This window comes from Pseudobutyrivibrio ruminis AD2017, assembly GCF_000424305.1.
In the GTDB taxonomy this organism is placed as follows: domain Bacteria; phylum Bacillota; class Clostridia; order Lachnospirales; family Lachnospiraceae; genus Pseudobutyrivibrio; species Pseudobutyrivibrio ruminis_B.
On the sequence record NZ_AUJQ01000008.1, the window covers coordinates 149,737 to 165,002 of the forward strand.

6 protein-coding genes are annotated in these 15,266 nt (G+C 40.2%); 1 reads left to right on the forward strand and 5 read right to left on the reverse strand.

Annotation, left to right across the window (positions count from 1 at the left end; translation table 11 throughout):
* Position 1: 1 nt before the first annotated feature.
* Positions 2–6,808 carry a CehA/McbA family metallohydrolase gene (locus G611_RS15325; protein ID WP_051195150.1) on the reverse strand — a complete coding sequence of 2,269 codons (6,807 nt, stop codon included), beginning with the start codon at positions 6,806–6,808 and terminating at the stop codon, positions 2–4.
* A gap of 301 nt (positions 6,809–7,109) precedes the next feature.
* On the opposite strand from G611_RS15325, the gene G611_RS0107340 reads away from it, so the two are divergent.
* A complete protein-coding gene (locus G611_RS0107340) occupies positions 7,110–7,745 on the forward strand; it encodes an endonuclease III domain-containing protein (protein ID WP_028243069.1) in 636 nt (211 codons plus the stop codon).
* 3 nt (positions 7,746–7,748) lie between these two features.
* Here the strand turns inward: G611_RS0107340 and G611_RS14275 are convergent, their stop codons facing one another.
* The 4 genes from G611_RS14275 to G611_RS0107360 form a co-directional block, all read right to left on the reverse strand.
* Positions 7,749–11,528 carry a lipocalin-like domain-containing protein gene (locus G611_RS14275; RefSeq protein ID WP_051195151.1) on the reverse strand — a complete coding sequence of 1,260 codons (3,780 nt, stop codon included), beginning with the start codon at positions 11,526–11,528 and terminating at the stop codon, positions 7,749–7,751.
* A 283-nt stretch (positions 11,529–11,811) separates the two neighbouring features.
* Positions 11,812–13,101 (reverse strand): ABC transporter permease, encoded by a 1,290-nt coding sequence (locus tag G611_RS0107350; RefSeq protein ID WP_028243070.1) that lies wholly within the window; start codon positions 13,099–13,101, stop codon positions 11,812–11,814.
* The gene (locus tag G611_RS0107355) at positions 13,102–13,833 is read right to left on the reverse strand and encodes an ABC transporter ATP-binding protein (protein WP_036948565.1); all 732 of its coding nucleotides are present in this window, start codon (positions 13,831–13,833) and stop codon (positions 13,102–13,104) included.
* A gap of 8 nt (positions 13,834–13,841) precedes the next feature.
* On the reverse strand, positions 13,842–15,251 hold the full coding sequence (locus tag G611_RS0107360) for an efflux RND transporter periplasmic adaptor subunit (protein WP_028243072.1): 1,410 nt from the start codon (positions 15,249–15,251) through the stop codon (positions 13,842–13,844).
* Positions 15,252–15,266: the final 15 nt, after the last annotated feature.

The following is a 15,266-nucleotide window of genomic DNA, read 5'->3' on the forward strand; positions in this document are numbered from 1 at the left end:
CTTACTTTCTAAGCAACTTTGCTAGTAGTCCAAGCTTTCCTGCAATTGCTGCCCCAACTCCTGCAATGATTATAACAGATGCTGCTGCAACTGGCACTACTGGAAATGCTGTTTTATCCTTACCTGCTTCTGGAACCTGATCTTCATCGATAGTTTCAGATGGCTGTGAATCTACAGTAGCTTCTTCATCATCTGCTGGTTCTTCTGTCTCATCCTCTACTACTTCTTCTGTAGTAGCATCATCAACATTATCATTACCAAGGATTGCATCTCTTACTGTTCTGAATCTGTTAACTGCATTTCTTACTACACGGCCAACTGGTGTGTTAGCGATTGGAGCGATTACTGCGTCAACTGCCTTATCAATAACCTTATTAATGCTTCTAACTACAGCTGCTGCAGGGTTGCTGCCGTGACCACCATTTCCACCGTTACCACCTGGAGCAACTGATGGAGCTGCCTTGATAAGCTTAATGTCATCGCAGTTTCTTACTCTGAATACTGGTACTGAAACATCAGAATCTCCTTCTGGATGCTTGTAAAGAACACCTGCTGCAGAAACTGTAGCGCCAACCTTTACAAAATCAGTAAGAGTGTTCTTACCAGTTGTAGCTGATTTGATATAACCATCGATAAAGATAGCTGCCTCAACGCCTGTATCATCCATGAGCCAGAACTCTTCGATAGCACCGTCAGCACCGATTGCAACTCTTGTTACCTTACCTTCTGTTTCAAGTAATGAACCACCAAGGTTATCGTAATCCATTGCAGTCTTTGTATCTACCTTCTTAGGTGCCCAGATATATGGGTCATCCTTAAGAATCTTGTATGAAATAACCTTTAATTCCTTATCTCCCTGATACTGTGATACATAACCAACGATACGCATCTTTGTACCGATTGCAAGACCTGGTGTTGCATATGGGAAGATATCAATACCAGCTGTCTCATCCTGAAGATAAATTGTATCGAAGAATGTTGTGTTTTCGTTGTCTGTACCAGATGTTACATAGCCTTCTACAGCAAACACATCATTCATCTCACCAGCTCTTGCTTCAGCGATTGTTGATACTGGAAGCTCAACCTGTGAACCATCTAAAATGTTGTTTACGATTGTGTGGTTTACATAAGGAAGAGAATCGTTGTTGTCCATCTCTGCCTTTACTTCGAAGTCTGAAAGGAATACACCACCGGCTACGATAATCTGTCCGCCTGCTTTTGTCTTCTGACGAGCGAGGAATGTAACGTTGCCTTCGTTGTCATTTTTCTTTCCCTTTACTCCGTTTTCAAGAGCGCCTTCGATTGCTTTACCATTGTCATCCTTGCAATCTACAGAATATGTTGTGTCATATCCCTTTACAAGCCATTCTGCTGCATCTACAACATCGTTTGCTTTTGCATTTGAAATATCAACTGAGCAGCCTGAGTACTGGCTGTACTTCTGGCCTTCTCTAAAGCCTGCAAGAAGCTCTGAATCAAGATTTACATTTGTAGGATACATTCTGTAAACCTGACCACCATTGTTCTTGTCATCGCAAACCTCATCAGAACCCATGCGGATTGTAGCACCGATTGCTGAAAGAAGCTTGTTCTGTTCTGTACCTGTCTGACCCTCTGCTGTATCTGAGTAATCAGCCAAACCGCAAACTGCAACTGAACCACCGTTTGCAACGTAGTTCTTAACAGTATCGATAAACTCATCTTCGAAATGGCTTACCTTGTAATCACCTGCATTAGCTGTTCCTGTCTTCTTAGCTGGTGCTGAAACAACAAGAAGCTTAGCATTCTTAAGTGTATCAGCTGTAATCTTATCCTTTACAACTGTTGCACGAATATTCTTTGCTGCGCAAAGCTTAATAAACGCATTTACGTTTCCACCGTAGTAACCTGTTACATAATCATTTCCATGTGTACCATCGATAATGATATCTGCAATCATAGATGGAAGTGCGTAGCTTACCTGAAGCTTATCTGTGTAAACCTTTGGCACACCGTTAAGTGTTGCTCTAACTGTAATTTCATAAGTTACCTGACCTGCTTCATTGTAAACAAAATCAGTCTTGAATGTTGCTGTGTCATTTGCAGGAACTGAAGCAACCCCAGCTTCCTCGCCTGTAAGTGATGCAACCTGTGTTTCTTTACCATCAACATCCTTAAGTACAACGTCGATGAAGTCAATATCAAGAGCGCTTGTCTCGTTGTTGTATAAATCAACATTTACGTCAAGGCTTTCTCCCTTAACTGGAAGAACTGTGTTTGTGTATGTCTTGTTGATACCACAAGCTTCAACCTCACCTACCCATACAGGAGCTGTAACTGCGATATCGCCGTCATCCTCTGTAATCTTTAAGTAGTAGTATGAGTAATTTGAAGGTACCTCAAATTTAACAGTTGTATCATTTGTTGATACGTTCTGCATTGCGATTGACTGACCACCGTTTACGATGACTTCAACTCTGCCAATCTTTGAATCTGTAGGATCCTTGATATCTGCCTTAAGCTCAACTGTATCACCTACTGCATCCTTCTCAAGGATTGTACCCATGATGTAATTATCAAGTGTGTAATAAATTGAAAGATCGTTATCCTCTGTTGCGTAGATACGATAGTTTCTCATTGCATCATAGATAGCATTTTCGTTGTTAACATCAGCAAGCATTACTGTACGTGCTGTGTTGGCATCGCCCCACTTACCCTTGTGGTTATCCTGGTTGTTTGTAGGAGCTACGTGCCATCCCTTATCAAGCGCACGTGTGTAATACTCGTATGATGGGAAGTAACCTGAAGAACCGATTGTTCCTTCACCATTACCAACCTCAATCATTGTGATAAGGTTATCGTTCTCTTCTGAGTAATATGCGAAATCACTGAAATCACCGAAGGTTGTACCTGGGTGGTTGAACTGGCTGATTGAATCAGGAACAGTTCTAAGTGCTGCATAGTAGTTCTGAAGAGCTGTTGAATATGTTGAGAACTCTGTCTGTGTACGGCTCTGGAAACCTGGTGTGTTGAATGTATTCATATGACCAAGTCCGTTTGACCATGTCATTTCGTAACCGTAAGCACATGTGAATTTGTCTGTTGAATACTTCTTTACAAGATTGTGAGCGTATGTCCACTCGTCATCTGCTGATTTATCAACATTCTCAGTAATCTTTGATTCCTTCTCGTTATCAATTGAGTTACTGTGGTCTGTAATAACGATGTAATCTAAGTTATCTACTTTTGTTGCATGCTTTAAGGCATCCTCAAGTGAACCAGCACCATCGGAAATGTTTGTATGAGCATGAACCTGTCCGAAGTAGATGTTGTATTTGTCATTAAGTCTCTTTGTAAACTTAATTGTCGATACTGCGCTATCCTTGTAGCCTTCTTTTGTAGCCTTTACCTGAAGCTGGCATGGAAGAGACTCAAGCTCAAATGAACCTGTGTATGTGATCCAGTCATCATGCTCTTCTTCATTTTCCTCTTTAGCTTCTTCCTCTGAAGTCGCAGTAGTCTTTGCATCAGCTGCTGCAATCTCTTCTGCAGTCATGTATCTGTAGAGGATTGTTGCATCTTCTGTCTTTGTCTTAAGTGATACCTTCTGGTTTTCGATAACGGCACCACCGTTTGGTGCAGCCTTTACTGACTGAACCTGAGCCTGAGTATACATGTAGCTAACTGTGATACTCTTTTCCATACCCTCTTTTGTAGCGTATGCCTGAATTGTTGCAGGAAGCTCAGTGATTGTAAGCTTTTCGTTTTCATCATACTTAGCAAATTCGCCACCGTTTACTGAATAGTAAATGTCAGCGCCTTCTGTAAGTGATGAAAGATCAATCTTCTGTCCAATAGCAACTTCTGAGCTACCTGGATTTGCAACTACAAATCTTGCTCTAGTAGGGTCAACAACTGGGGTTCCTGATAATACAACACTATCCATACGGATAACGCCGCCCTTAGATGGCTCCTTATCACCCTTAGCATTTAAATTGCCTGGAACAAATCTGATATAAAGCTTCTCAGCATTTGCTGCTGCATTTGGAACATTAAATTTGAAATCTATATAATATGTAGGAGCATAAGATGTCTTTGCAATACCGTCTGCAATATCGCCAGAACCATTTACCTCATACTGCTCCATGATTTCTTTGCCTTTTTCATCCTGCTTACCAGATTTCTTGTATGCAGAATATTTGTATGAGTATGTACCTGTCTTAAAGTTTTTGAAGTTCTCGCCATCTGTTGAGTACTGTAACTGGAATGAACCAGCTGCTGTATTTGAGGCTCTCATTCTAAAACCAAGTTCAAGGTTGCCATATCCTGATGTTGAAAGTGCAAGCTGCATATAATCAGTATTAGCATTTGCAACACCAGTTGATCCCATATAATAGCTTGTTGAGCCTGTTGTTGTGCTCTTTGCAGATGTCCATGGCTGTGTCTCTACGCCGCCAACAACTGAAGTAAACTTAGCTGTTTTATCAAGCATATCGTTTGTAGTGTATTTATCACCATAGATTCCTGTAGAGCATTCTTCAAACTCGTTGTAATGAGCATTACCTGCCCACTGTGCAACAAAAAGTCTTTCGTCCTCGTACTCAAGCTTAACTGTCTTTTCCCCTTCTGCTAAAGCGAAGAAGTTAAATACGTAAGCTGGATCTTCCTTGAAGCCATAAGCCTTGAAATCACCACCGTAGTATTCGAAAGCCTGAACGCTAGAGCCAACCTTTACAGATGTGCTCTTAAGATAGAAGTTACCGGCATTCTTGTCATCTGCTGATGCAAGAGTCCATGTGCTTTCATCTGTTGCTTTATCTGCAAGAATAAGATTGATTGTTGTCTTTTTCTTGCCGTCCTTTTCTGTTTCTACCTTTTCGATTGTAAGATACTTACCATCTTCTGTTTTGAAAAGATAGTTTCCGTTTTCGTCGATTGAAACTGTAAGGACAACAGCCTCTGTACCCTTGATATCGATTGTGGCATCTTCAGCTGGCTTAAGGTCAATTCCCTGAAGACCACCCTTTTCAGCAACTGATGTCATAACCTTGCCTGAGCCTGGATGATATGCAACTACCTGGTCGCCATCATAAAGCTCTCTTGTAAGAAGCTTTCCTACAGTGTTTTTAGGATCTGGTGTAGGCTCTTCCTTAACATGAAGCTCAGGAACTGTGTATGCATTAAGCTTGAATGCATCGATTTTATCTGTTCCTGCAATATAGCTGTATGTTGTAAATGTTTTGTAGAACTCGATGTACTGTGGCTTATCGATGTTCTTCTTTGCATCATGATAGATAGCCTTTGTGTTCTTAATCAATAAGCTTCCATCTTCCTGTGTCTCTACTGACCATGTGCTGTAATCTGTCTTTTCAGTTGTAAAAGAAAGAGCACTGCCTGTAGCTGCAGTTGTTAGATAATGCTTTGTTAATACATTTCCAACAAAAATATTTGATGTGATGTAATACTCACCATCTGCATCAGCCTTCTCTAATGAAAGCTTTGCGATAGGTGCTTCAGCCTCTGCGTATGTAAGGTGCTTATTATCATCAAGCTCTGCCTTGATAGCTTCAAGCTTTGTATTGCCCTTCTTATCAGCAGCTGTAGCTGTTGTTGATAAGATGTTTGCATCATTAAATGCAAGAACAAATTCTTGATTTGCATCAAGCTTTGTTACATCTGTAATCTTGCTTCCTGCTGCAAGTGTGTAAGTAAAGGAAACGATTTCACTCTTCTTATCATCCTTTGTAGCATAAGCGTAGATTGTAGTGTCCTTTGTGATTACAACTTCTTCCTTATATGGAGAATAGTTATCCTCGCTACCGTTTACGTTGTAATAAATCTTTGCATCTTCATCAGCGCATGTAAGTGCTACCTTAGCGCCGAATTCAACTTCACTTTTAGTCTCAATAGAAGCTGTAGGTGCTGCAACCTTTGCATCGCCTGCGTTTTTGGTTGTAAGCTTGTAGAAAGCTGTAGACTGGTTAGCAATATTCTTAGGGAAATCTCCAGTCTTTGTTAAACCATAGCCTCTGAAATCCTGCTTGTTGTATACCCCTAAATAACGAGTAGTTCCTTTAGAGTCCTCAGCTGATAGATATCCATTATCAGCTAATTCCCATCTGGCGCCTACTTCATTCTTTGGCATACCATTAACTCTGATACCATTGTTTGTCGCTGTAGTGTAGAGATAGTTAGAACCAGAAGCAAATGTGTAGTATGTCTTTGTTACTGTCTCTTCCTTCTTCTCGTCCTCTTCTTCTTTCTCTTCTTCTAAAGCATCTTCTTTTAATTCCTCTGAAGCTTCCTTCTTATCTAAAGAAGGCTCTTCTGTTGCTTCTTCCACAACAGTCTTTGAAGAATCCTCTTCAACTACTAAAGTTTCTTCAGATGATTTTTCTGAAGTTACTTCTTCAGTTTTGTCCTCTGAATCAGAAAGATTCTTTTCTACTAAAGAATCCTCTTCAACTTCAGCATTGTTTTCTGCATTAGCAACAACAGTTTCTTCTACTGTTTTCTTGCTAACGTTCCAAGCATAATCGCTGTCTTTACCATCAGAAATGGTAAGCTCGCTACCGCTAACTGTTGCAGATACCGCAACAGGTGCAGCTTTAGTTGATGATACGCTTGGCATTACATAGGTTTCGCCATCTGATGTTGTGACTGCAATGGCAATAGAGTCATTAGAAGTGATTTCGTTTAGACTTACTTTAGTCCATACATGATTGGATTCTTCTGCAAGTGATACAAATGACATATCAGAATATGCAGTAGTTGCAACCATGAAAAAAGCCAGAACCAAAGAAAGCCCTCTTCGAGCCAATTTTTTCATTCCTATACTCTCCTCCTTAATTATTTTTGACAAAACGCGTCAAAAAAAGCGACCCCACCTAATCATCCCTATATAGCCCCAAATGATCGGTATGTAAATCGCCTTCCCTAAATCGTTATGTCATGTAATGGTAGAGTATCATTTCTAAATAGTCTTTTCAATATAAAATTCACACTCTAATCACATTTTCATCACATTGTACAAAAAATTAAAAATCTTCTGTGCTTTTTACTAATTGATACTATTATTCTAAAGTCTTCCCCTTATACTGTTATCTGTGAATCTGTGTTATTATATTCTCATGAGAAAAAAAGAATTAGCACTTATAGTAATTGAAAGATTAAAAAAAGAATATCCTTACAGTGATTGCACATTAGATTATGACGATGCATGGAAACTGCTGGTAAGTGTCAGGCTCGCAGCCCAGTGTACCGATGCCAGGGTTAATGAAATCGTTCCACATCTATATGAAAAATTTCCAACAATATCAGCCATTGCAGACGCTGATGTAAATGAAGTGGAAGAAATCGTGCGCCCATGCGGCCTGGGCAAATCAAAAGCCAGAGATATCGTGGCATGCATGAAGATGCTCAGGGATGTCTATGATTGTAAGGTTCCTGATACCATGGAGGAATTACTAGCTCTTCCTGGAGTTGGTCGCAAATCCGCTAACCTTATTTTAGGTGACGTTTTTGGCAAGCCTGCCATCGTAACTGACACCCATGCCATCAGACTTTCCAACAGAATTGGCCTTGTAGACAATATAAAAGAGCCATCCAAGGTTGAGATGGCTCTTCGAAAAATAATACCGCCTGAGGAAGGCAACAACCTTTGCCACAGATTGGTTGACCACGGTCGTGCCGTTTGTACTGCCCGCACCGCACCTTACTGTGACAAATGCTGCCTTTCAGATGTATGTAAGAGAAATGGAGTTTAGTTATTAAGCTTTCTTGCGATATACAACTACGCCTGCTATCGCAGCTGCTAAAGCAATGATAATTACTACTACTGCAATTGGGTTGACACCATTTGATTCAACCGCTGTTTCTTCTACAGCCTCAGGAGTCTCTTCCTCTGCAATTGTCTTTTCTGTAGTTTCTGTAGCTTCTGTTGTATCTGCAGGTTCCTCTACTTCTTCTGATTCTGTAGTATCCTCTACTACTTCCTCATCCTCTGTAGTTTTCTCAGTAGTATCCTGCTTAGCTGTCTTAGTAGTCTTTGTGCTCTTCTTTGTAGTAGTACTTGCAACCTTTCCTGTTGTTGGAACTGCTGCATCTGCTATTACCTGTGTCTGAGCAACAGCTGCTGGTGCAACTGTCTGTGAACTACTGCTGCTTGAGCTGGAATTGGATGCAGATGGCTGTGTAGATGGTGCGCTAGGTGTTGAAGGCTGTGATGGAGTGCTTGGCTGTGATGGCTGACTTGGCTCAGCTGGTTTATCAGGGGTTTCTGGAGTTGCAGGTTCTTCATCCTGCTTTAACTCTTCAGCTGATGGTCTGTTTGTTGTAAACAATGCTGTTGCAACAACATCCTTTCCATCTGCCAATCCATCGTTTACTCTAACAACAATTCCATTATTGAAAATGTCATGCTCTGCTGCACTTACCTGCATAGGAGCAAATGCTGATTTGATTGATTCAAATAATGATGTAACAATGTTTTCAATTTCTTCTACAACAGGCACATCTTCAATCTCAGTCTGAACTTCATCAGCATCAGTTGTCTTATCAGCAGACTCTTCAATATTCTCATCTGTTGTTTTCTCCTCAGCTTCCTCAGTTTCTTCTGTTAAATCCTCTTCAGTTAATTCTTCTTCAGTTAATTCTTCTTCTGTTAATTCTTCTTCAGAATCTTCAACTAACTCTTCTTCAACATAAAGCATGTCATTTGGAACATTTACTGAATACCAGCCGTTACCAATGTGAGCCATCTTCTTACCAGGATATTCGCCAAGCAAATCCTGCTGCTTTTCATCTACCGCATATGCGAATGTATCACCTGGGAATTCTGTGTTATCAAGCTTAACATATACCCTTGTCTGGCCTTCTACTTCTGGCTCTTCCTCATCGATTGCCTTATTAACTACCTCAGGATTTTCTGGTTCTTCTGGTTCTTCTGGTTCTTCTGGCTCATCCTTATCTTCCTTCAAGGTGCTTTCGTAGATATTCTTTATCTCGCTACCTGTAAGAGCAGTATCGTATATACGAACATCATCAAACATTGCATTTCTAACATCTTCATCTGTCCAAATATCTCCTGCGCCTACCATTACATGGTTAGCATTTTGGATTGCTGCACCTTGTCCAGAGAAGCAATTTGAAATATCTTTTTTATCGTATACTATCTCATTTCCATTCAGATATACCTTAATTCCATTTGGAGCTACTGTGTAAGTTACAAGCTGCCATTTGTTTGTAAGGTCACTGTAAGATAAGCCTGGAACTGCATCTGAATAATCATTTGCATTAATTCTTCCAATCAGGTTTGCTCCAATTCTAGTCATTGGATATGTTCCTGTAGATGCTCCATCTGCCAGCCAATCTGCTTCAAACAATGCACTGTGTTCCCATGTAGATGAATCAATATTTACCCACATACTTACAGTGTATCCAGCTTTATCCACATTGGAAAATACATCGCTTGGTAGTGATAAATAGTTTACCTGCTTGTTGCCAGCTTCATTTTCAAGCTTAAGCACCTGTCCTCTTTCTTCATCAGTAACCACCTTAGCATCACCCTTAAGTGTTGCAGCGCTATCTTTTGTAGATGCTGATGTAGCACTGACAGCATCTCCATCAACACTATCAAAATCGTAGCCTACGATTACCTTTGGAGCATCGTATACAAGCACCTTAAATGAAGCATCTGTGCTGTAACTATTTACTGTAACTTTGCCTGTAAGAGTAACCTCTGTATCTGATGAAGGAGTGCCTACCTTACCATCAGCTGAAAGTACAGCCTGATTATCTGATGACCATTCAATCTTAGCCTTGCCAAGTTCAGTAGGAAGCTGAATATTCTCACGTGTAGATTCAGGAATAATATCCTTAAGCTGCTCAATCACCTTGCCTGCAGCTGTTTCATCTGTTTCCTCGTATTTGCTTCCCCAGATTGCAAGGTTGTTATTTCCATTTGCAGTAAATGTCATGGTCTTTTCACCATTGTCATTTGTCTGCTCGAAGAATACGCCCTTGTAGGTTGCGTTATCTGCGTTGATTGTTACGTATGTGTAATCACGGTCTGTTGCATCTGCCATTGACCATGTACCTGTTACATCACCTGTAACTGTACCGTCTGCATTCAGCTCAACAGACTGAGTAGAAATCATGCTACCGTCCTTTTCTGCATTGCCATGATTTACATACTCGTATGTACCAACAACATCATCCATTGTGTACTTTTGAATCTGCTCATTTCTGTTTTCGTAAACAGCTGTTACAAGCCAGTCATCCTCATTTAAGAACTGCTGATGTACTCTTACCTCATGTCCCTCTCCTCTTGAAGAATCTAAGAATCTCTGATGATAGATGAGATAATATTTTCCATCATCTGTAATGAGTGCTGAATTGTGACCTGCTGCACGATAACCTGGCTGTCCGTAGAACTGATAGTTACCAATCAGCTTTGTACCATACTGATAGCAGTTCTTTCCACTGCCTGCTGCATTCTTTCCAGATGCATCCTCGTATGGTCCCATTGGATTCTTAGAACGGAATAATCTCATGTTATATCCGCCTGTTGTTGTAAGGCCACCATAGGTTTCATACATGTAATAGTAACCTGTGTTTTTGTCATATTCGATGTATGGACCTTCACCTGACTGATGATTTCCACCAGCGATGTGTGTTCCAAAATATCTATCAACAAAATTTCCACTTGTCTCATCTACGCCATCCTTACCAGGGTAGATTGCCTCACCAGTCTTCTGATCAATTTCAAGAATGAAAAGACCACCTGACCATGAGCCGTAAACCATGTAAAGGTGCTCGCCTGTTGCATCATAGAAAAGTGTTGGGTCAATTGCGTTTGGAGCGTAATTATTATTCCAGCTACCATTTTCATTGAAGCACTTCCATGTGCTTACATCACCATCAATCTTTCCTTCTTCAATAAGCTTGTTGAATGGAAGGTAGTCATTTGTGTATGTAGTATCTCTAGTGCTGTTACCGTCATAATTAACCTTGCCAGTGTTGGTAAATCCAGAATATACTACTGTTCCGCCGTATGTGTAACCACCATCTGCTCTGTCACTTACCATATAGCCGATGCATGAACGACGCCATGTTGATGATGCACTATAGTAGAGCATGTATGCACCCTTGTGACCATCTGCCCACACATAGTTTGGATTGTAGATTACATCTGGAGCCCATACTGCGTAGCCTCCCTTGCAATCTCCGTCGTCATAGCCTGCCCACTTGAAGGACTCGGCTAAATTCTTCTTTACGTCTCCGTAGATAGGGTTGTTTGCTACACTTTGGTAATCTGTAGAAACCTGTGTCCAGTTCACTAAATCTGATGATTTAGCTGTTGCAATGTGAGACCCAAAAACATAGTACTCATCATTGTACTCAAAAATCGATGGATCATGAACCATTACTCTGCTAATACTTTCTGCGGCTTGTGCATCAAGTGTTCCAAGGCTTGAAATTGGAAGTGCAGGAACGGCCATTAATGTTGCCAAAGACAATGCTAAGGCTTTTTTTGAAATTTTCTTCATTTGTTCCCCCTTTGAAACTCCTTTCTCTTATGTTTAGAGAATCCTAAATTACTTTAGAATCTTCACTCTTCATTAAAGATTTATACATCATTTATAATAGTCTTTCAATACATGTTGTGGATTTTAACGAATTTAAATTAGATTTTTGTAAAATAGTTTAGTATTTTCTGTTAGATTTTTGTCTATATTTCCATATTGATTTGTGAAAATAGATAATAATGAATGCAAAAAGTCCTATGCAAGTATTACCTGCATAGGACTATAGGTTTAGATATTTATTATTTTATTCGTAGCGCAATGCATCGATTGGGTTAAGCTTAGCAGCCTTATTAGCTGGGTAGTATCCGAAGAAGATACCAATTGCCATAGAAAATCCTACCGCAATAATGATACTCTGAATAGATACTGCAGCTTCATATCCCATCAGCTTAACAGCTACTGTACCAAGAACAATTCCAAGTACGATTCCTATAATTCCACCTATCAGACAGATTACAACTGATTCAGTAATAAACTGTAATCGGATGGAACCATTTGTAGCACCAAGTGCTTTTCTTGTACCGATTTCCTTTGTACGTTCTGTAATGGATACCAGCATGATATTCATAACGCCAATACCACCTACCACAAGTGATATACCTGCAATAACTGACAGTGCCAGCTGAATAGCACCAATCATAGTGTTCATCTGATTCATCATGGATGTCATTGAAACAACCATTACCTCGTAGGCATCATTTCTTGAGTAGTAATTGATGTTAAAGTAATCTCGTACCTTTGTAGCAAACTCATCATTATTCGTATTTACGGATGTTACCAATGTGAAATAGTAATCACCCTTATTCTGATTATGATTAGCTACCCTCGCTGTTTCGTAAGGAATGATAAGCTCTGTTGTAGGATTGTCGGAAACACCGAATGAGAATTGTTCCTGCACATATTCGTACACACCTACAATGTAGTAGCTGTAATATATTCCTCCAACGTTAACCTCTATCTCTTGGCCTAAGGCCTTGTTGGCATCGCCATCATAGATTCGCTCCACCAGCTTATCTGTGACGATACAAACCTTTTTAGCCTGTTCATAATCACGATTCAAAAATCCTCGACCAGCAAGAATCTTTTTATCCTTAAATTCGAAGTTGTCTTTGTTGTAACCGATTATTTGAACGTTGGCACTTTTGCTTCCTTCTGTAACCTTGCCCTTATCGCCAACATTTTCAAATTTAAGGACATATTTAATATCATCTGGAAACTCTGCCTTAAAGGCTTCAAGCATATCCTCTGTAATCAAATCATTGTCTGTCATTTCACGGACATAGCCTGAACCGTAATTCTCACCTGAATCAGATGTTTTGTTATCGCGGGATTTTTGCATGACACCCATCTCAAGGTTGTTTGCTCCCAAATCCTGCATGGTACTGTTGACGATTGACGTAATGGAATTACCAACTGTCATAATGGCAATAACCGATGCGATACCGATAATGATACCAAGCATGGTAAGCAAGGAACGCATTATGTTAGCCTTCAGACCTGCCAAAGCAACCAGGACGTTTTCTGTAAATAACATTTACTCCACCTCCTTTGTTGCCTTATTCCAATTACCAGCTGCTTCACCGATGATGTTACCATCCTTCAGGGTGATGATTCGCTCTGTCTCCTGAGAAAGCTCTGGAGAGTGGGTAATCAGGACGATTGTCTTGCCTTGCTCCTCGTGAAGCCTATGGAAAATATCCATAATCATTCTACCAGTTGCAGAATCAAGAGCACCTGTAGGCTCATCAGCCAGAATGATTGCAGGGTCGTTAGCCATAGCTCTTGCAATAGCAACACGCTGCTTCTGACCACCCGAAAGCTCGTCTGGATTGTGATGCATTCTATCAGTCATATCTACTTCCTCAAGAAGCATCTTTGCACGTTCCATACGCTCCGCTCTTCCCATTCCTGCATACATCATAGGAAGCTCAACATTCTTAAGAGCGTTAGTTCTTGCTATCAAATTATATGTCTGAAATACGAAGCCAATCTTTTTATTTCGCAAAGCCGATAGCTCGTGGTCCTTCGCTTTTTCAATATCGATTCCATCCAGGGTGTACTCTCCTGCTGTAGGTCTGTCCAAGGCGCCGATAATATTCATCAATGTGGATTTACCGGAACCAGACTGACCGACAATGGAAACAAACTCGCCTTTTTTAACTGTGAAGTTCAATCCATGCAAAACTTCAAATTCGTTTGGCGTACCAATAAAAAAGCTTTTATGAATATTGCGAAGGTCAAGCATAATATTATCTTCCAATTTCATATCCTCCGCTATTCTTCTGTTGAAATCTCCATGTAATCCATAATATCTGTACTTGGAGCATCCTCTACAATTGCCTCTACTGTCATGCCTTCCTTAAGGCCTTCGCCCTTGATTTCTACATAGTAGTCACTCTCAAGACCCTTAGTAACATAGATATTTTTCTTAGTTCCATCCTTCTTGATTACAGCTACAAAATCTTTTCCGTTTTCATCCTGCTGCACACAATCATAAGGAACTGCAAGAACATTATCCACAGAATCAAGGATAACGCTTGCCTTTGCTGTCATTCCAACACGAAGTCTATCATCAGTTTCATCTAACTTGATTTTAATTTTGTATGTAGCGGCACCAGATGCTGTACTTGTTGTTGGAACTGCTGCCTGAGGTTCTGCACCTGCTACAGATGCTTCTGAAGCTACAGAAACAAATGTTACCTGTCCTTTGAATTCCTCATCACCAGTTGCTTCAAACTTAATGTTTGCTGGTAAGTCCTTTTGGATATTTGCTACATCATACTCATTTACTGTAGCTGTTACTACAAACTCGCTTGTATCTGCTATCGTAAATACGGTATTACCCTGAGTGTAGTTGTTACCCTCTTCTACGTTCATTGTAATAATGTAACCAGAAATAGGAGCTGATACATGGGTCTTTTCCATGCTCTCATATACATCTTCTTTTGCATCTACCTGTGTGTATGATTGAGCATAGTTTTGCTTGAGCTGAGCAATTTCAATCTGATTCTGATATGTTTGAATCTGAAGATTAATTGTATCGACCTCATCTCTTGTCGCTTCATACTTTTCGATGGTTACAGATTCTGCTCTGCCTGCAGCAATTGCAGATTGCTCATCCCATCTTTTCTTAACATCATCTGTACGATACTTTTCATATTCATTAAAAGCATCCTTCAAATCATCATAGATATATTTGTTATCCTCGAGATACTTTTGCTTCTTTTCTATCTGATCCTGAGCATCTTTAATCTTCTGCTGTAAGTCAGCAATATCTATTTCTGATTGCTTGTTTTCTATATTATGCTGGGCATTAAGCTCTGCAATCTTTCTATTGTAATCATCCCCATCGAATTCAACTACAATATCTCCTGCATTTACATAATCGCCTTCTTTATAGTTAACCTTAGAAACCTTAACACCAGTGATTCCACCGCCACCAATTGTAGATGTAACTGTTGCTTTGTTATTAGCATTAAGTGTTCCAGTTACTGCAACTGACTGCTGCAAATCCATTCTTTTGATTTCTGATGTAGCAGGCTGGTTAGCAGCTTCTTCCATTGCCTTCTGAGCAGCCTTTGCATTATGCCAAACCAGGCCAACGATTACTGCAATAATAGCTAAAACAATAATCAGCTTGAGGTGCTTTTTAAAGAAACCACCAATCTTTTTTAGAACCTTCACTTTTCATCCTCCTTG